The 17122-nt window shown below is 71.0% G+C and carries 16 protein-coding genes; 8 read left to right on the top strand and 8 right to left on the bottom strand.

Going from position 1 to position 17122, the window contains the following annotated elements; translation table 11 throughout:
* Positions 1-23: 23 nt before the first annotated feature.
* From petA to ACP56T_RS17065, 3 genes are all read right to left on the bottom strand, one after another.
* Positions 24-623 carry a ubiquinol-cytochrome c reductase iron-sulfur subunit gene (gene petA, locus ACP56T_RS17075; protein ID WP_430913346.1) on the bottom strand — a complete coding sequence of 200 codons (600 nt, stop codon included), beginning with the start codon at positions 621-623 and terminating at the stop codon, positions 24-26.
* 183 nt (positions 624-806) lie between these two features.
* Positions 807-2216 (bottom strand): MATE family efflux transporter, encoded by a 1410-nt coding sequence (locus ACP56T_RS17070; protein WP_430913345.1) that lies wholly within the window; start codon positions 2214-2216, stop codon positions 807-809.
* A 67-nt stretch (positions 2217-2283) separates the two neighbouring features.
* Positions 2284-4158 carry an ABC transporter ATP-binding protein gene (locus ACP56T_RS17065; protein WP_430913343.1) on the bottom strand — a complete coding sequence of 625 codons (1875 nt, stop codon included), beginning with the start codon at positions 4156-4158 and terminating at the stop codon, positions 2284-2286.
* 157 nt (positions 4159-4315) lie between these two features.
* Between ACP56T_RS17065 and ACP56T_RS17060 the strand changes: the two genes are divergently transcribed.
* Genes ACP56T_RS17060 through ACP56T_RS17050 form a run of 3 tightly spaced genes read left to right on the top strand, consistent with a single transcriptional unit; the run spans position 4316 to position 6842 of the window.
* Positions 4316-4771 carry a tRNA (cytidine(34)-2'-O)-methyltransferase gene (locus ACP56T_RS17060; RefSeq protein ID WP_430913342.1) on the top strand — a complete coding sequence of 152 codons (456 nt, stop codon included), beginning with the start codon at positions 4316-4318 and terminating at the stop codon, positions 4769-4771.
* 32 nt (positions 4772-4803) lie between these two features.
* Positions 4804-5727: an oxygen-dependent coproporphyrinogen oxidase gene (gene hemF, locus ACP56T_RS17055; protein WP_430913341.1), complete on the top strand. Its 924-nt coding sequence runs from the start codon at positions 4804-4806 to the stop codon at positions 5725-5727.
* Positions 5724-6842 (top strand): ATP-dependent DNA helicase, encoded by a 1119-nt coding sequence (locus ACP56T_RS17050; RefSeq protein ID WP_430913340.1) that lies wholly within the window; start codon positions 5724-5726, stop codon positions 6840-6842. The genes hemF and ACP56T_RS17050 overlap by 4 nt, the downstream gene beginning before the upstream one ends.
* 106 nt (positions 6843-6948) lie before the next feature.
* On the opposite strand, the gene ACP56T_RS17045 is transcribed toward ACP56T_RS17050, so the two are convergent.
* Positions 6949-8226 carry an aspartate aminotransferase type Ic gene (locus ACP56T_RS17045; RefSeq protein WP_430913339.1) on the bottom strand — a complete coding sequence of 426 codons (1278 nt, stop codon included), beginning with the start codon at positions 8224-8226 and terminating at the stop codon, positions 6949-6951.
* A gap of 192 nt (positions 8227-8418) precedes the next feature.
* Between ACP56T_RS17045 and hslV the strand changes: the two genes are divergently transcribed.
* The 5 genes from hslV (at position 8419) to ACP56T_RS17020 (ending at position 14068) form a co-directional block, all read left to right on the top strand.
* A complete protein-coding gene (hslV, locus tag ACP56T_RS17040) occupies positions 8419-8952 on the top strand; it encodes an ATP-dependent protease subunit HslV (protein ID WP_430913399.1) in 534 nt (177 codons plus the stop codon).
* Between the two features lie 71 nt (positions 8953-9023).
* Complete coding sequence (locus tag ACP56T_RS17035) at positions 9024-10694, top strand: methyl-accepting chemotaxis protein (RefSeq protein ID WP_430913338.1); 1671 nt, start codon at positions 9024-9026, stop codon at positions 10692-10694.
* 136 nt (positions 10695-10830) lie between these two features.
* On the top strand, positions 10831-11874 hold the full coding sequence (locus ACP56T_RS17030) for a hypothetical protein (protein ID WP_430913337.1): 1044 nt from the start codon (positions 10831-10833) through the stop codon (positions 11872-11874).
* Entirely contained in the window at positions 11871-13184 is a 1314-nt protein-coding gene (gene hslU / locus ACP56T_RS17025) for an ATP-dependent protease ATPase subunit HslU (RefSeq protein WP_430913336.1), read from the top strand. Before ACP56T_RS17030 ends, hslU begins: the two co-directional genes overlap by 4 nt.
* 68 nt (positions 13185-13252) lie before the next feature.
* Positions 13253-14068 carry an EamA family transporter gene (locus ACP56T_RS17020; protein WP_430913398.1) on the top strand — a complete coding sequence of 272 codons (816 nt, stop codon included), beginning with the start codon at positions 13253-13255 and terminating at the stop codon, positions 14066-14068.
* A 7-nt stretch (positions 14069-14075) separates the two neighbouring features.
* Here ACP56T_RS17020 and rimM read toward each other — a convergent pair whose 3' ends face one another.
* The 4 genes from rimM to ACP56T_RS17000 form a co-directional block, all read right to left on the bottom strand.
* Positions 14076-14762: a ribosome maturation factor RimM gene (gene rimM / locus ACP56T_RS17015; RefSeq protein ID WP_430913335.1), complete on the bottom strand. Its 687-nt coding sequence runs from the start codon at positions 14760-14762 to the stop codon at positions 14076-14078.
* Positions 14763-14791: 29 nt separating this feature from the next.
* On the bottom strand, positions 14792-15154 hold the full coding sequence (rpsP, locus tag ACP56T_RS17010) for a 30S ribosomal protein S16 (protein WP_430913334.1): 363 nt from the start codon (positions 15152-15154) through the stop codon (positions 14792-14794).
* Between the two features lie 103 nt (positions 15155-15257).
* On the bottom strand, positions 15258-16826 hold the full coding sequence (ffh, locus tag ACP56T_RS17005) for a signal recognition particle protein (RefSeq protein ID WP_430913333.1): 1569 nt from the start codon (positions 16824-16826) through the stop codon (positions 15258-15260).
* 22 nt (positions 16827-16848) lie between these two features.
* Positions 16849-17070, bottom strand: coding sequence for a glutathione S-transferase (locus ACP56T_RS17000; protein WP_430913332.1), 222 nt, complete (start codon positions 17068-17070; stop codon positions 16849-16851).
* Between the last annotated feature and the right edge of the window lie 52 nt (positions 17071-17122).

Here is a 17122-nt window from a genome sequence, read left to right as displayed (position 1 = left end):
CTTTGTCCCTAAGTCTGGCGGCTTCACGCCGCCTTGGCTTCCTTGCCGCCCTTGGGGGCCTCTTCGCCGATCTTGATCTTGGTGTCGCCGGCGAAGCTGTAGGGGGGCACCGGCAGGTTCGACGGCGCCGGGCCGCGGCGTACGCGGCCCGAGGTGTCGTAGAGCGAGCCGTGACAGGGGCAGAACCAGCCCTCGTAGGGGCCCTGGTGGCCGATGGGCACGCAGCCGAGATGCGTGCAGTTGCCGTAGACCACCAGCCACTTCTCGTGGCCCGCCTTCACCCGCGCCGAATCGGCCTGAGGGTCGATCAGCTCGGAGAGCTTCACGTCCTGCGCCTCCTTGATCTCCTTCTCGGAGCGGTTGCGCACGAAGATCAGCTTGCCGCGCCAGAACACGTTGATGATCTGGCCCGGCTGGATCGGGGCGAGATCGACGTCGATCGGGGCGCCCGCCGCGATGACGGCCGCGTCCGGCGCCATGGAGGCGACGAAGGGCCAGGCCACCGCGCCGGCGCCGACCGCGAGGCCCGCTCCGGTGGCGAGGAACAGGAAGTCGCGGCGGCTGCTATCGGGCAGCGCGGTGTCGGCGACCGAAGAGGGGGTAGCGGCGTTGGGGTTCGCCAAGATCGAGGACTCCAAGCAGGCTGACGGCCAGGTCCCGTGCCGTGCCGGGGGAGCGGCGGCGGTCGCGGGGCGAGCGGTCCGGCGAGGGACCAAAGCGTTATTGTTCTAAACTGTGCAATGCGACCGGGCGTCGCCCGAAGTCAAGCCGATCCGGAGGGTGGGATGCTGCATCCCACCGCCTTGTCACCCGCGCGGCACGGCCCGCGTCAGCCGGTGCCAGCGGGCGACGAGGAGCGCGGCCACCACGAACAGCCCGGCGCAGAAGCCGAGCCAGATTCCGGTGCCCTCCAGGCCGGCGCCCCAGGCCAGCGCGGCGCCGAGCGGCACGCCGATTCCCCAATAGCCGCCGATCGCCATCAGCATGGGCACGCGGGCGTCCTGAAGGCCGCGCAGCATCTCGAGCGCCACCGACTGCACGCCGTCGGCCACCGCGAACAGGGCCGCGAGCCCGATGAAGCCGATGGCGATCGGGATGGCGGCGGCATTCCGGGCGTCGTCGAGGTCGAGGAAGAGCCCGACGAGGCCGCGCGGCGCGCCGAGCTGGACGCAGGCACACAGGCTCATGAAGGCGAGCGCGAGGCCGAGCGCCGCCCGTCCCGCACGGCGGATGCCGTCGCGGTCGCGCGCGCCGAGCGCCAGTCCGACCCGCACCGTCGCGGCCTGGGCGACGCCGTTCGGCACCATGAAGCAGATCGCCGCGATCTGGATCGCCACGGCATGCGCCGCGAGCTGGCTCGCGCCGAACAGGCCCATGCCCAGCGCCGCCGCCTCGAACAGCCCCGCCTCCGCCAGCCCGGTGGCGGCCATGGGCAGGCCGAGCCGGAACAGCCCCGCAAGGCGCGACGGCTCCAGCCGCCAGACGCGGTGCAGAAGGCGGTAGGGCCTGAGCGAGGGGTGCCAGAGGATCACGCCGCAGAGCAGCGCCGGGCTGATCACCGCCGAGCAGGCGGTGGCGATGCCGACCCCCGCGATGCCGAGGCCGAGCCGGCCCGGACCGTCGAAGGCGAGCAGCACCGCGAGCCCGACATTCACCGGCAGCGCCAGGAGGCTCGCCGCCAGCGGCCAGCCGGGCCGCTCCAGCGCCGCGAATCCGCCGCGCAGCGCCATGAAGGTCAGCGCCGGCCACATCGCCCATTGCAGGGCGCGCATGTAGGTGCCGGCCGCCTCCGCCAGCTCCTGGGGCTCGCCGATCGCCTCGAGCAGCGCCTGCGTGTGCCAGAGCGCGGCCATCAGCGGCAGGTTGACGAGGGCGGCGGCCCAGATCCCGGCCCGGACCACGCGGCGGGGCTCGTCCGTCGGGCCCCGGTCCCGCCCGAGCGCCTCCGCCACCAGCGGCGCCACCGCCGAGGTCAGGCCGATGCCGCAGATGAACAGCAGGAAGTAGAGGCTCGTCGCGAGTGTCGCGGCGGCGAGCGGGGTCGCGCCGAGCCGGCCCAGGATCACCACGTCGGCGGTGACGAGGCCGTGCTGCGCGAGATTGGTCAGGACGAGGGGGGCCGACAGCGCGAGGGTGGCGCGCAGCTCCGCGAGCCAGGGCCGATGGAGGGGAGCCCGTTCCCGCGCGGCGGTCGCCGCGAGGCCGAGTGCGGTCATGACGATGAGGTCTCGAACGATGGATGTGTCGCGCGGGCCCGGAGCCGGCGCGGAGGATGGGGTGTGTCTAGCCGGGCAACGCGTCGGAAATCCGGCGCTCGGGAGCCCGGTCTCCGAGGAAGCCGCCCGATTGCCGTTCCCACAGGCCGGCATAGAGCCCCCCGCTGCGGACCAGCTCGGCGTGGGTGCCCTCCTCCACGATCCGGCCCTTGTCGATGACCACCAGCCGGTCGAGGGCGGCGATGGTGGAGAGCCGGTGCGCGATGGCGAGCACGGTCTTGCCGGCCATCAGCGTGTCGAGGCTCTCCTGGATCGCCGCCTCGACCTGGCTGTCGAGGGCGGAGGTGGCCTCGTCGAGGATCAGGATCGGCGCGTCCTTGAGGATCACGCGGGCGATGGCGATGCGCTGGCGCTGGCCGCCCGAAAGCTTCACCCCGCGCTCGCCGACCTGAGCGTCGTAGCCGCGCCGGCCCTTGTGGTCGACGAGGTCGCGGATGAAGCCGTCGGCCTGGGCGAGCGCCGCCGCGCGCTCGATCTCCGCCATGCTCGCCTCGGGCCGTCCGTAGGCGATGTTGTCGCGGATCGAGCGGTGCAGCAGCGAGGTGTCCTGCGAGACCATGGCGATGGCGGCGCGCAAGCTGTCCTGCGTCACATGGGCGATATCCTGCCCGTCGACCAGGATGCGGCCGCCCTCGACGTCGTGGAGGCGCAGCAGCAGCGAGGTGATCGTGGTCTTGCCGGCGCCGCTGACGCCCACGAGCCCGACCTTCTCGCCCGGCCGCAGATGCAGGGTCAGGTTCTCGATGACGGTGGCGTCGCCGCGCCCGTAATGGAAGTCGACTTCCTCGAATCGCACGTCCCCCGCGCTCACCCGCAGCGCGGCGGCGCCGGGCGCGTCGGTGATGGCGTGCGGGCGCGAGATGGTCTGCATGCTCTCCTGGATCACGCCGACGTTCTCGAACACGCCGCGCACGGTCAGCATCACCCAGCCCGACATGGCGATGAGGCGCATCACCAGGGCGAGGCCGGCGGCGCCCTCCCCGGTGGTCATGGCCGAGCGGCTCCAGAGCATCAGGCAGACGCCGGCCGTCGAGATCAGCAGGAGGCTGTTGAGCACCCCGAGCAGGGTCGTCGTCAGGGTCGTGAGGCGGAACTGGTGCAGATAGGTCCGGGTGTTGAGCTCCACCGCCTCGCGCACGGCGGCGCGCTCCTCCCGCGTGCGGGCGAAGAGCTTCACGGTGAGGATGTTGGTGTAGCTGTCGACCACCCGTCCGATCAGGGCCGAGCGGGTCTCGGCGGTGGCGTGGGAGCGCTCGCGGGCGCGCGGCACGAACCAGCGGGTGAGCGCGGCATAGGCCAGCACCCAGACCACCACCGGCAGCACCAGCCAGCGCGAGATCGAGGAAAAGAGCCCGACCGCCGTGACCGCGTAGATCGCGACGTAGAGCAGCGTATCGATGAACACGACCGCGAGCTCGCGCACGGCCGGCCCCGCCTGCACGACGCGGTTCGCGAGCCGCCCGGCGAAGTCCGCCTGGAAATACGAGAGCGAATGCCCGAGCGTGTAGAGATGGGTGCGCCAGCGGATCTGGTTGGTCGCCTGGGGCACCACGAGCTGGTTCGACAGCACCTCGTGCAGCCAGATCGAGACGGGGCGCGCCACCAGGATGAACGCCGCCGCGAGCATCAGCGCGGCGCCGTGATCGGCCCAGAGCGCCGTCCGGTCGGTGGTGCCGAGCAGGTCCACGAACCAGCTCATCCAGAGATAGAGCGACGCTTCGATGCTTCCCGCGATCACAGCGATGACGAACAGCGCCAGCAGCGGTCCCCGGATCGGGCGCAGGTAGAAGGCCGCGAAACCGAGCACGGTGTCGGGCGGCACGCGCTCCTCGTCGAAGGGCGCGAACGGGTCGATCCTGCGCTCGATCCAATCGAGGAACATGGGGTGTCCGGTTTCGGGGGGAACCCGAGATGTAGGCGTCCTTGACCGTGGGCCAAGCCTGGAGCCAAGCCGTGGGCGATGCCCCAGGCGCAGCCCACCCCTGTGCGGCGCCTTTCGCCGAACGGGGCCGTTCGACGTCCGAAGCCGGGAAGACCGCTTGCTCCGCCTCGCCCTCTACCAGCCCGACATCCCGCAGAACACCGGCACGATGCTGCGCATGGCCGCCTGCCTGGGGCTCGCCGTCGAGATCATAGAGCCGGCGGGCTTCGACGTCTCGGACCGGCACCTGCGCCGCTCTGGGCTCGATTATCTCGACTATGTCGCGCTGACCCGCCATGCCTCCTGGGCGGCGTTCGACTCCTGGCGGCGGGAGGCCGGGACGCGCCTCGTGCTGGCGACGACGGCGGGCGCCCTGCCCTACACGGCCTTCGCCTTCCGCGAGGGCGACTGCATCCTGATGGGCCGCGAGTCGGCGGGCGTCCCGGAGGCGGTCCACGCGGCGGCGGATGCGCGGGTCGTGGTGCCGATCCGCGCCGGGATGCGCTCGCTCAACGTTGCCGTGGCCGCCGCGATGATCGCCGGCGAGGCGCTGCGGCAGGTCGGCGCGAATTGACGTGTCCGCGCGCGGATGGGAAAGCCTCGGGCATGACGCGCGCGCCCTCCGCCCCTCTCCCTTCCGACGACGACCTCGCCGCGCTGAAGGGCGAGGCGGCCGCGTGGTTCGAGACCCTGCGCGACCGCATCGTGCTCGCCCTGGAGACCCTGGAGGATCAGGTCGCGGGGCCCTTCCACCCCGACGCCCCCACCGAGCCGGGAAAGTTCGAAAAAACGCCCTGGCAGCGCACCGACCATACCGGGCAGCCGGGTGGTGGCGGCGTCATGGCGATGCTGAAGGGCCGCGTCTTCGAGAAGGCCGGCGTGCATATCTCCAGCGTGTTCGGCGAGTTCGCCCCCGAGTTCCGGGCGCAGATGCCGGGGGCGGCGGACGACCCGCGTTTCTTCGCCACCGGCATCTCGCTGATCGCCCATCCCTGGAATCCGAACGTCCCCACCGTCCACATGAACACCCGCTTCGTGGTGACGACGAAGGCGTGGTTCGGGGGCGGCGCCGACCTCACGCCGGTGCTCGAGCGCCGCCGCACCCAGGACGACCCCGATTCCCGCCACTTCCACGCCTGCATGCGGGAGGCCTGCGAGGCTCACGCCCCGGCCGCCGACTATGAGAAGTACAAGGCCTGGTGCGAGGAGTATTTCCACCTCAAGCACCGCAACGAGCCGCGCGGCATCGGCGGCATCTTCTACGACTACCACTGGACCGGGGACGCGCAGGCGGACCTCGCCTTCACCCGCGACGTGGGCGGCGCCTTCCTCAAGGCGTATCCCGAGATCGTGCTGCGCAACCTCGCCCTGCCCTGGACGGAGGAGGACCGGCTGGAGCAGCAGGTCCGGCGCGGGCGCTACGTCGAGTTCAACCTGCTCTACGACCGGGGCACCATCTTCGGCCTGAAGACCGGCGGCAACGTCGCCTCGATCCTGTCCTCCCTGCCGCCGACGGTGCGCTGGCCGTGAGCGAGGCCGTCCCGACCAAGTTCGCCCCCGAGCAGGAGGCCGCGCTGCGGTCGATCGCGCGCTGGATGCGGGACCGCGACACTCAGGTGTTCCGGCTGTTCGGCTATGCCGGCACCGGCAAGACCACTCTGGCGCGCCGCATCGCCGAGGATGTCGACGGCACGGTGGTGTTCGGCGCCTTCACCGGCAAGGCCGCCTCGGTGATGCGCCAGAAGGGCTGTCCCGACGCCTCCACCATCCACGCCCTGATCTACCGCACCAAGGAGGGCGACGAGGGCGGACCGACCTTCACCCTCAACCGGGCGGGCGCGGCGGCCAAGGCCGACCTCATCGTCGTCGACGAGTGCTCGATGGTCGATTCCGATCTCGGCAACGACCTGCTCTCCTTCGGCAAGCCCGTGCTCGTGCTCGGCGATCCGGCCCAGTTGCCGCCGGTGCGCGGCGGCGGCTTCTTCACCGACGCCGAGCCGGACATGATGCTCATGGACGTCCACCGGCAGGCCGCCGACGACCCCATCGTGCGCATGGCCATGACCGTGCGCGAGGGCGGCCGGCTCAGCATCGGCCAGTATGGGCGCAGCCGCGTCGTGGCCAAACGCAGCCTCGACCCGGAGGCGGTGCTCGATGCCGACCAGGTGCTCGTCGGCATGAACAGGACGCGCCGGCTCTACAACAACCGCCTGCGCGAGATGGCCGGCCATGTCGACCCGATGCCGGCGGTGGGCGAGAAGCTCGTCTGCCTCAGGAACGACCGCACCAAGGGCCTGCTCAACGGTTCGACCTGGACGGTGCAGGCCCTGCGCGCTCCGCCCCGCCCCGACACGATCCGCCTCGACGTGGTGCCCGAGGACGACCCGGCGCTGCGCCGCCGCGCCACAGACATCAAGGTCCTGCGCGCCGTGATCGCGGGTTCGGAGGAGGAGATCCCGGCCTCTCTCAAGCGCGAGACCGACGAGTTCACCTACGGCTACGCCCTCACCGTGCACAAGGCGCAGGGCTCGCAATGGGACGACGTGGTCCTGTTCGACGAGAGCTTCGCCTTCCGCGAGCACCGCGCCCGCTGGCTCTATACCGGTCTGACGCGGGCCGCCGCCTCGATCACGGTGGTGGTGTAGAGTATGTCCGGGAGAAGTGGCCTCCGGTTCTCCGTCCGGACAGACAGCGAACAATGACCGAGAGCCTGTCGGGCGCTTCCGGAAGCGCCCGACAGGCTCGAGGGATTCAGCCCGCGAGCCGCGCCTCGCAGGCCGCCAGCAGCGTGCACAGCGCCACGCCCTCGGCCGCCGCGCGGACGTCGTCGAGCGTCGGGAAGGTCGGCGCGATGCGCAGGGTGCGGTCGTGCGGGTCGCGGCCGTAAGGGTGGGTGGCGCCGGCGGGGGTGAGCGCGATCCCCGCCTCCTTGGCGAGCGCGACTACCTGCCCGGCGGTGCCCTCGGCAACGTCGAGCGTGACGAAGTAGCCGCCGAGCGGCCGGCTCCAGCGGGCGACGCCGTGGCCGTCGAGCCGCGCGGAGAAGGCCGCCTCCACCGCCTCGAATTTCGGGCCGATGAGGGCGCGGTGCCGCTCCATATGCGCCGCGATGCCGGCGGCGTCGCGCAGGAAGCGGACATGCCGGAGCTGGTTCAGCTTGTCCGGCCCGATGCTGCGACGCCCCGCCTGCGCCAGATACCAGCGGACATTGCCCGGCGAGGAGGCCAGCATGGCGAGCCCCGCGCCCGCGATCGTCACCTTCGAGGTCGAGGCGAAGACGATGGCGCGGTCCGGGTTGCCGGCGTCAGTGCAGGCGTCGAGGATGTTCGGCAGCGCCGGCCGGGTGTCCGTCAGGTGGTGGACGACATAGGCGTTGTCCCACAGGAGCCGGAAATCGGGCGCGGCGGTCTTCATCGCGGCCAAGCGGCGGACGGTCTCGGCGGAATAGGTCTCGCCGCTGGGGTTCGAATACTGGGGCACGCACCAGATGCCCTTCACGGCCGGATCGGCGACGGCGGCCTCGACCGCGTCCATGTCCGGCCCCTCGCCCATCATCTCGACCGGGATCATGCGGATGCCGAAGCCCTCGCAGAGGGTGAAATGGCGATCGTAGCCCGGCACCGGGCAGAGGAACGCGATCGGCTCCTCCTTCGACCACGGACCCTTGCCGCCCGGCACGCCCTTCAGCAGCGCGTACACGAGCACGTCGTGCATCAGCGCGAGGCTCGAATTGTTGGCGATCACCACCTGATCGGCCGGCGCGCCGAGCACCGGCGCGAACAGGGCGCGCGTCTCCGGCAGGCCCTGGAGGTTGCCGTAGTTGCGCGCGTCGGTGCCGTCCTCGGCGGTGGTGTCGCGGTTGCCGGGCAGCGCCAGCATGGCCTCGGCGAGGTCGAGCTGCTCCGGCGAGGGCTTGCCGCGGGTCATGTCGAGCTTGAGCCCGCGCCCCTTCAGGGCGGCGTAGTCCTCCCGCAGGCGCGCGCGCAGCCCTTCGAGGGCGTCCTGCGAGAGATCCGACAGAGGCGGCATGGCGGGCTCCTGTGATGCATGCGTTGCCGGCGCGGTTCGCACCCTTTCGGGCCTTCCCGTCAAGAGGCGATTTCAGCGGAGGACCGGCGGCGTAGGCGATGGCATTTCGTCCGAGGTCGCCTTACCTGCCAGACATCACCCGTTCGAAGACCGGAGACCGCTTTGGCTCACGACGAATCCGGCCCGCCCCGCATGCATGCCACCACCATCCTGATGGTCCGCAAGGGCGGCAGCGTCGTCATCGGCGGCGACGGGCAGGTCAGCCTCGGGCAGACCATCGTGAAGGGCAACGCCCGCAAGGTGCGCCGCCTCGCCAAGGGCACGGTGATCGGCGGCTTCGCCGGGGCGACGGCGGACGCCTTCACCCTGTTCGAGCGGCTGGAGGGCAAGCTCGACCAGTATCCCGGCCAGCTCACCCGTGCCTGCGTCGAGCTGACCAAGGACTGGCGGACCGACCGCTACCTGCGGCGGCTCGAGGCGATGATGCTGGTGGCGGACAGGGACGTGAGCCTGCTCCTGTCCGGCGGCGGCGACGTGCTGGAGCCGGAGAGCGGCGTGATGGCCATCGGCTCCGGCGGCAACTACGCGCTCGCCGCCGCCCGCGCGCTGGAGGACAGCGCGCACGACGCAGAGACGATCGTCCGGCGATCCCTCGGGATCGCGGCCGAAATCTGCGTCTACACCAATGGAAATCTCGTCATCGAGAGCCTCGACGCCCCGGCATGAGAGGAAATCCGCCGTTAACGGCTCCTTGACCGTATCTCATTAGTGTCCGGCCACCGCGTGAGGGCCGGTTCATGAAGATCAAGACGAAGCTGTTCGCCTATGTCGGCGCGTGCAGCCTGTTGACGCTGAGCGTCACCGGCATCGGCATCACCACCCTCGACACCTTCAACGATGCGATCGCCGACGTGCGCTTAAGCTCCACCCGCGCGCTGAACGCGGCGAACCTCAACCGCATCGTGACCGACGTGGTCGTCGAATCCCGCGGCATCTACGCCTCCGCGACCACCGCCGAGGCGAAGGTCTTCTCCGAGGGCATCGTCAAGCGGCTCGACTCCATGAACGCTCTGCTCAAGACCTGGGCGCCCATCGTCGCCGAGGCCGACAGGCCGCTCTTCGACAAGGTGCTCAAGGACGCGGCGGCCTTCACCGCGTTGAGGCTCGAGATCGCGCGCAGCGGCGCCGAGGTCTCGCCCAAGCTCGCCGCCGAGCTCGGCTTCAACGTCGACAACCGGACGAACCGGAAGGCCTTCCAGGCCAGCGTCGACGAGCTGGTGGCGCGCGGCAGCGCCTACATGGCCGAGATCGACCGCGAGACGGAGGCGCTGTTCAAGCAGCGCCTGATCCTGCTCATCGCGCTCGCCATCGGCGGCACCCTCGGATGCCTGCTCGTCGGCGGCTTCGTCGGCCACAACCAGGTGGCTAAGCCCCTGGGCGCGGTCTCCGACGCGATCAAGCGCCTCGCCGGCGGCCATACCGACCTGCCGGCGGTGAAGCCCGGCAACGACGAGATCGGCGAGATCTGGCGCAGCATGCAGGTCTTCGCCGCCGCCATGGGCGAGACGGCGCAGGTGCGTCTGGCCCAGGAGCAGGAAAGCGTCCGCTCGGTGGCCGCCAAGCGCACCGAGATGAGCCGCCTCGCCGATACCTTCCAGACCAATGTCGGCGGGCTCGTCGAGCATCTCGCCGCCTCGGCCGTCGAGATGGAATCCACCGCCCGCACCATGGCCGACACCGCCCGCCGCACCCAGTCCCAGTCGGACGAGGTGATGGCCGCCGCCAACGAGACCGCCCAGAACGTCGAGGCGGTGGCCGCCGCCACCGAGGAGCTCGCCGCCACCGCCAACGAGATCGGCTCGCAGGTCACGCAGACCTCGGCCGCCGCCTCGAAGGCCGTCGACAGCGCCCGCCACACCAGCGAGCGCGTCCGCATGCTCTCGCAAAGCGCCGCCGGCATCGGCGAGGTCGTGGCGCTGATCTCCTCCATCGCCGGCCAGACCAACCTGCTCGCGCTGAACGCCACCATCGAGGCGGCGCGTGCCGGCGAGGCCGGACGGGGCTTCGCGGTCGTCGCCTCCGAGGTCAAGGAACTGGCGAGCCAGACGGCGCGGGCCACCGACCAGATCACCGCGCAGATCGCCACCATCCAGGACGCCACCCGCGAGACGGTGAGCGCCATCGAGGAGATCAGCGCCACCATCGGCTCCGTGCATCAGATCGCGATCGGCGTCGCTGCGGCGGTCGAGGAGCAGCAGGTGGCCACCCAGGAGATCGCGCGCAGCGTCAGCGACGCCGCACGCGGCACCCAGGCCGTCACCGGCACCATCGCCATGGTCCAGAGCGCGGCGCTGGAGGCGGGCTCGGGCGCATCGCAGGTCCTTTCGGCGGCAAGCGAGCTGTCGCGCCGCTCGAGCGCGCTCGGCACCGAGGCGGCCCGCTTCGTCGACGGCGTGCGCGCCGCCTGAGCCCGGCGCGCCGTCTCACGCGAGGAATGGCGCTTCCCGCCTGGAAAGCGCCGCCGGCTGCCCTTAGATCCTGGCGCGTGCCCAACGGACGGCCTGGCCGGCCGATCGTCGGGGGCGCGGCGCCGAGGCATATGCGTTGGTCGATGCGGATTTCCTGAGGCGCGCGGTCGAGCGCGGGATCGTCACCGAGGTTCAGGCCGTCGCGCTGGCCGGCCTCGGGCGCGAGATGACGTCCGCCTCTCCCGACTTCACCGATGACGACGAGCATGTCCGCTTCCTGACGGGATTCGCCGACATCTTCGTCACTATCGGGGTGCTTCTCGTTCTCACGACGGTTTGCAGCCTCGCGGCCGAGACCGCCGGGCAGACGGTCGGCTGGATAAGCGTCGCAGCGATCGCCTGGGGCCTCGCCGAGCTCTTCTCGCGCCGCCGCCGCATGGCGCTTCCGAGCATCGTCCTGCTCGTGGCCTTCGTCGCCGGCGTCTTCCTCGCGAGCGCGACGCTTCTCGGCGACCGGTCCTTCTTGCCCGCTCGCGGCGCCGACGTGCTGCCGTCCTTGGCCGCGGCAACGGCGGCGCTGGCCGGCGCGATCCTTCACTACCGGCGTTTCCATGTGCCGATAACGGTCGCGGCGGGCGCCGCCGCCGCGGTGGCCATGGTGGTCCTGCTCGGTTCGGCGGCGCTCCCGATCCTCGCCTCCCGGTATCTCGACGTCTTCCTCGCGGTCCTCGGCGTGGCGGTGTTCGCCCTGGCCATGCGCTACGACCTGTCCGATCCGGCGCGCGTCACCCGGCGCTCCGACGTCGCGTTCTGGCTGCACATGCTGGCGGCCCCGCTCATCGTGCATCCGGTGCTCGGTTTCCTCCGGCCATCGATGGCTCAGATGTCCTCCGGGACGGCATTCGCCGGGCTCGGTCTCGTCCTGCTGCTCGCGTTCGTGGCGCTCGTCACCGACCGCAGGGCGATCCTGGTGTCGGGCCTGGTCTATGCGAGCGTTGCGCTCGGCACCCTGATCCGCGAGGTGGGGTTCGAGCGGAAGGCGCTTCCGTTCAGCCTGCTGGCGCTCGGCCTGTTCGTGCTCGGGCTGAGCGTCGCCTGGACACCCCTTCGCGGCGCTATCCTGCGCGCACTCCCCGCCCCTCTCGCGGCCCGGCTGCCGCGCCCGATCGGAGACCGATGACCAGCTTTTCCCCCCGCGAGATCGTCTCCGAACTCGACCGCTTCATCGTCGGCCAGCACGATGCCAAGCGCGCCGTCGCCATCGCGCTGCGCAACCGCTGGCGCAGGCAGCAGCTCAAAGGGCCGCTGCGGGAGGAGGTCGCGCCGAAGAACATCCTGATGATCGGCCCCACCGGCTGCGGCAAGACCGAGATCGCCCGCCGCCTCGCCCGGCTCGCGGGAGCGCCGTTCCTCAAGATCGAGGCGACGAAGTTCACCGAGGTCGGCTATGTCGGCCGCGACGTGGAGCAGATCGTGCGCGATCTCGTCGAGGTCGGCATCGGCCTGCGCCGCGAGGAGAAGCGCAAGTCCGTGAAGGCCAAGGCCGAGGCGGCGGCGGAGGCCCGCATTCTCGACGCGCTGGTCGGCCCGACCGCGAGCCAGGCCACCCGCGAGAGCTTCCGCAAGAAGCTGCGCGACAGCCAGCTCGACGACAAGGAGGTCGAGATCGAACTCGCCGGCCCCCAGGCGCCGGGCCTGCCGATGTTCGAGATTCCCGGCGTTCCGGGCGCCTCCATGGGCGCGATCAATATCGGCGACATGCTCGGCAAGGCGTTCTCCGGCGGCAAGGGCAAGCCGCGCCGCATGACCGTGCGCGACGCCTACGCGCCGCTGCTGGCCGAGGAATCCGACAAGCTCGTCGATTCCGACGCACTGGTGCAGGAGGCGATCCGCGAGGTCGAGGACAACGGCATCGTCTTCCTCGACGAGATCGACAAGATCTGCGCTCGCGAGGGCCGCTCCGGCGCCGACGTCTCCCGCGAGGGCGTGCAGCGCGACCTGCTGCCGCTGATCGAGGGGACCACCGTCGCGACCAAGCACGGGCCGGTGAAGACCGACCACGTCCTCTTCATCGCGTCCGGCGCCTTCCACGTCTCGAAGCCCTCCGACCTGCTGCCGGAGTTGCAGGGCCGCCTCCCGATCCGCGTGGAATTGCAGCCCCTTACGGTGGAGGACTTCAAGCAGATCCTCACCTCCACCGAGGCGAGCCTCCTCAAGCAGACCGTGGCCCTGATGGAGACGGAGGGCGTGACGCTCGCCTTCACGGACGATGCCGTCGACGCGCTGGCGAGGGTGGCGGTGGAGGTGAACGGCTCGGTGGAGAACATCGGCGCCCGCCGGCTCCAGACGGTGCTGGAGCGGGTGATCGACGAGATCTCCTTCACCGCCACCGACCGTTCGGGCGAGACCGTCACCATCGACGCCGCCTATGTGCGGGCGCGGGTCGAGAGCCTCGCCGCCAACGCGGATCTCAGCCGCTTCATCCTGTGAGCGGGCCGTGGCCGGGCGGCGCGCGCCCGTCCGCGCCGCTCCTGCCCGTCGCCGCCCTCGTCGCCGGCATGGTCTCGATCCAGGGCGGGGCGGCCCTGGCGAAGTCGCTGTTTCCCCTCGTCGGCGCGGCGGGGGTGACGGCCCTGCGGGTGGGGTTCTCGGCCGCGATCCTCACCGCGGTCTGGCGCCCCTGGCGCCGCGTCGTCCCCTTGCGCGACATGGCTGCCATCGCCCTCTACGGCGTGGTGCTCGGCGGCATGAACCTGCTGTTCTATCTGTCGCTGCGCACAATCCCCCTCGGGGTCGCGGTGGCGATCGAGTTCGTCGGTCCCCTCGGCGTGGCGCTCGCCTCCTCGCGCCGGCCGTCCGATCTCGCCTGGATCGGACTGGCGGTGCTCGGGCTCGGCCTGCTGCTGCCCCTGTCGGGGTCCGCTGCGATCAATCCGGCGGGGGCGGCCCTGGCCCTCGCGGCGGGCCTGTGCTGGGCGTTCTACATCCTCGCCGGCCAGCGCGCCGGCCGCGTCGACGGCGGTCTCGCGGTGTCCCTCGGCATGAGCGTCGCCGCGCTGGTCGTGGTGCCCTTCGGGGTGGCCGAGGCGGGAACCGCCCTGCTCGCGCCGCCGGTCCTCGGGATCGGGCTCGCCGTGGCGGTGCTGTCGAGCGCGCTGCCCTATTCGCTCGAGATGTTCGCCCTGCGCCGGCTCGACCGGCAGAGCTTCAGCGTTCTGATGAGCCTGGAGCCTGCCGTCGCCGCGCTGGCCGCCCTGGCGGTGCTCGGCGAGCGGCTGACCGGCCTGCAATGGCTCGCCGTCGCCTGCGTAGTGACGGCCTCGGCCGGGATCGCGTCGCGGCGCGGGACAGACCCGACGAAAGGCGGGTCGTGAGCCGGTCTCAGCCCGGATCGTCGGCGGGCTTCGGACCGGGGGGTGCGAAGAAATCCTCCGGCAGCGCCACCACGATCCGGCGGCCGGGGATGTCGAGGCTGGGCACGAAGGCGCGGGTGAAGGGCAGGAGCGCGCTCGGGCCGCCCTTGGCCGGGGCGATCTCCAGAAGGTCGCCGCCGCCGTAGTTCGGCACGGACAGGACGCAGCCCACCGCGATGCCCTCCGCGTCCACCGCGTCGAGCCCGACGAGATCGGCGGCGAAGAACTCGTCCTCGTCCTCCGGCGTCCCGAGTGTGTCCCGCGCCACGTAGAGCGCCACGCGATTGAGACTTTCGGCACCCGTGCGGTCGACGACGCCGCGCACACGGGCGACCAGCATGTCGGCCGCTCCGCCCGGCGCGGTGCGGACATCGGTGATCTCGAAGCGCCGACCGTCGGCGGCCTGCAACGGCCCGTAGCCGGCGATGCCGAGCGGGTCGGCCGTGTAGGATTTCAGGCGAATCTCGCCCTTCAGCCCCTGCGCCCGGCCGAACTCGCCCATGAGGACGAGAGTCGGGTCGGGCGAGACCGGCGGAGGGGCGACCTCCGCCGGTTTCGGACGCGCGGAGGTTTCCGCGCCCTCCCCGACCCGGCCGGGGCGGGCGCGATGGGTGCCGTCGCCGCGCGGCGGCGTGCCTGCGGGACGGCGGGCCATGCGGTTCTGCCTCTCTGGGTCGCCGGGCCTCAGGCCGCGGCGTCCTCGGCCGGGGCGCCGGCCTTCTCGGCGCGCTTGGCCGCGCGCTCCTTGGACTTCTCGCCCGGCTCCGCCTTCTGCGGGTTGTTGCGGGCGGGACGCTTGGCGAGGCCGGCGGCATCGAGGAAGCGCAGCACGCGGTCGGTCGGCTGGGCGCCCTTGGCGAGCCAGGACGCGATCTTCTCGTTGTCGAGCACGATGCGGGCCGGATCGTCCTTGGCCTTCATCGGGTCGTAGGCGCCGACCTTGTCGATGAAGCGGCCGTCGCGGGGAGCGCGGGCGTCGGCGACGACGATGCGGTAGTACGGGCGCTTCTTGGCGCCACCACGGGTGAGGCGAATCTTGAGGGACATTGTGGTAACTCCTTGTTTTTCGATGTTTGGCGAATAGCAAGTAGTGAGTAGCGAATAGAATTCGCCTGGAAAACTATTCGCTACTCACTATTCGCCATTCGCCCTATTTCTTCTTCCCGAACGGGAATCCTCCTCCGAGGCCCGGCAAGCCAGGCCCCTTCGGTCCGCTGAGCCCCGGAAGGCCCGGCATCTTTCCGCCACCGAGTCCCGGCGGCATCGGCGGGAGCTTCCCGCCGAACTGCTTCTGCATGGCCTCGATCTGCTCCGGCGTCGGCTCGGGCATGCCCGGCGGCAGGCCCGGCATGCCGCCGCCCATCAGGCCACCCCCGCCGAGGCCGAACATCGAGCCCAGCGCCTGGCCGATGCCGCGCTTGCCCGAGCCCATTGCCTTCATCATGTCGGCCATGGTCCGGTGCATCTTGAGGAGCTTGTTCAGCTCCTCGACCTTGGTGCCGGAACCCGCAGCGATACGCTTCTTGCGCGAGTTCTTGAGGATGTCGGGGTTGCGCCGCTCCTGCGGGGTCATCGAGGAGATGATCGCCCGCTGGCGGCGGAACATCTTCTCGTCGAGGTTGGCGCCCTCGACCTGCTTCTTGATCTGGCCCATGCCCGGCAGCATGCCCATCAGGCCGCCGATGCCGCCCATCTTCTCCATCTGGGCGAGCTGCATCGACAAATCGTCGAGGTCGAACTTGCCCTTGCGCATCTTCTCCGCGGTGCGGAGCGCCTGCTCGTGGTCGATGGTCTCGGCGGCCTTCTCGACCAGCGAGACGATGTCGCCCATGCCGAGGATGCGGTTGGCCACGCGCGCCGGGTGGAACTCCTCCAGCGCGTCGACCTTCTCGCCGACGCCGACGAGCTTGATCGGCTTGCCGGTGACGGCGCGCATGGAGAGCGCCGCGCCGCCGCGCGAATCGCCGTCCATGCGGGTGAGCACGATGCCGGTGACGCCGAGCCGTTGATCGAAGGCACGGGCCGTGTTCACCGCGTCCTGGCCGGTGAGCGCGTCGGCGACGAGCAGCACCTCGTGGGGCTTCGTCGCGGCCTTCACCTCGGCCGCCTCGGCCATCAGGCCCTCGTCGAGCGTGGTGCGGCCGGCGGTGTCGAGCATCACCACGTCGAAGCCGCCGAGGCGGGCCGCATCCATGGCGCGCCGGGCGATCTGCACCGCCGACTGGCCGGCGACGATGGGCAGGCTCTCGACCTCGACCTGCTTGGCGAGAACCGCGAGCTGCTCCATGGCGGCCGGGCGGCGGGTGTCGAGGGAGGCGAGCAGCACGCGGCGCTTGTCGCGGCCCGAGAGCCGGCGGGCGATCTTGGCTGTGGTGGTGGTCTTGCCCGAGCCCTGGAGGCCGACCATCAGGATGGCGACGGGCGCGGGCGCGTTGAGGTCGATCACCTCGGCATCGGTGCCGAGCATGGCGACGAGTTCGTCGTTGACGATCTTGACGACCATCTGCCCCGGCGTGACCGACTTGAGCACGACGGCGCCGACCGCCTTCTCGCGCACCTTGTCGGTGAAGCCGCGCACGACCTCGAGCGCCACGTCCGCCTCGAGCAGCGCCCGGCGCACCTCGCGCATGGCGGCGGTGACGTCGGCCTCGGTGAGCGCGCCGCGGCGCGTCAGGCCGGAGAGGATGCCCGACAGCTTGTCGGAAAGGCCCTCGAACATGCTCAGGCGATCCTGTCGGCGGTCACTGGAACAGCCCCGCCGTCTCGGCGCGGCGGCCCTGGAGCGCGTCCTCGAAGGCGGTGACGGCGCGGGCGAACTTGTCCCGGCAGTCGGGATTGCAGAAGCCGACCACGGCGCCGTTGTAGAGCGTCAGCGAATCCGCCGCGATCGGCTTGCCCGACCAGGGGCAGAGCTCGTTCACGGCGTCCTCGATCCTCAGCGTCCTCGTCGGTGTCTGCGTCACGGGGTATCCGGCCGGTTCGGACGCAATCGAGCCAACGCAGAACACGCCCGAG

The sequence above is a fragment of the Methylobacterium endophyticum genome, assembly GCF_050591105.1.
Taxonomy (GTDB): domain Bacteria; phylum Pseudomonadota; class Alphaproteobacteria; order Rhizobiales; family Beijerinckiaceae; genus Methylobacterium.
Note: the sequence above shows the minus strand (reverse complement) of the source record. Positions and strands in the feature narration are given on the sequence as shown.

Bases quoted from the DNA above. Each gene is read 5' to 3' on its own strand.
- hslU (WP_430913336.1), top strand. From the start codon at position 11,871: ATGACCAGCTTTTCCCCCCGCGAGATCGTCTCCGAACTCGACCGCTTC.
- ACP56T_RS17020 (WP_430913398.1), top strand. From the start codon at position 13,253: ATGGTCTCGATCCAGGGCGGGGCGGCCCTGGCGAAGTCGCTGTTTCCC.
- ACP56T_RS17045 (WP_430913339.1), bottom strand. From the start codon at position 8,226: ATGCCGCCTCTGTCGGATCTCTCGCAGGACGCCCTCGAAGGGCTGCGC.
- rpsP (WP_430913334.1), bottom strand. From the start codon at position 15,154: ATGTCCCTCAAGATTCGCCTCACCCGTGGTGGCGCCAAGAAGCGCCCG.
- ffh (WP_430913333.1), bottom strand. From the start codon at position 16,826: ATGTTCGAGGGCCTTTCCGACAAGCTGTCGGGCATCCTCTCCGGCCTG.
- ACP56T_RS17065 (WP_430913343.1), bottom strand. From the start codon at position 4,158: ATGTTCCTCGATTGGATCGAGCGCAGGATCGACCCGTTCGCGCCCTTC.
- hemF (WP_430913341.1), top strand. From the start codon at position 4,804: ATGACGCGCGCGCCCTCCGCCCCTCTCCCTTCCGACGACGACCTCGCC.
- hslV (WP_430913399.1), top strand. From the start codon at position 8,419: ATGCATGCCACCACCATCCTGATGGTCCGCAAGGGCGGCAGCGTCGTC.
- ACP56T_RS17070 (WP_430913345.1), bottom strand. From the start codon at position 2,216: ATGACCGCACTCGGCCTCGCGGCGACCGCCGCGCGGGAACGGGCTCCC.
- ACP56T_RS17035 (WP_430913338.1), top strand. From the start codon at position 9,024: ATGAAGATCAAGACGAAGCTGTTCGCCTATGTCGGCGCGTGCAGCCTG.
- rimM (WP_430913335.1), bottom strand. From the start codon at position 14,762: ATGGCCCGCCGTCCCGCAGGCACGCCGCCGCGCGGCGACGGCACCCAT.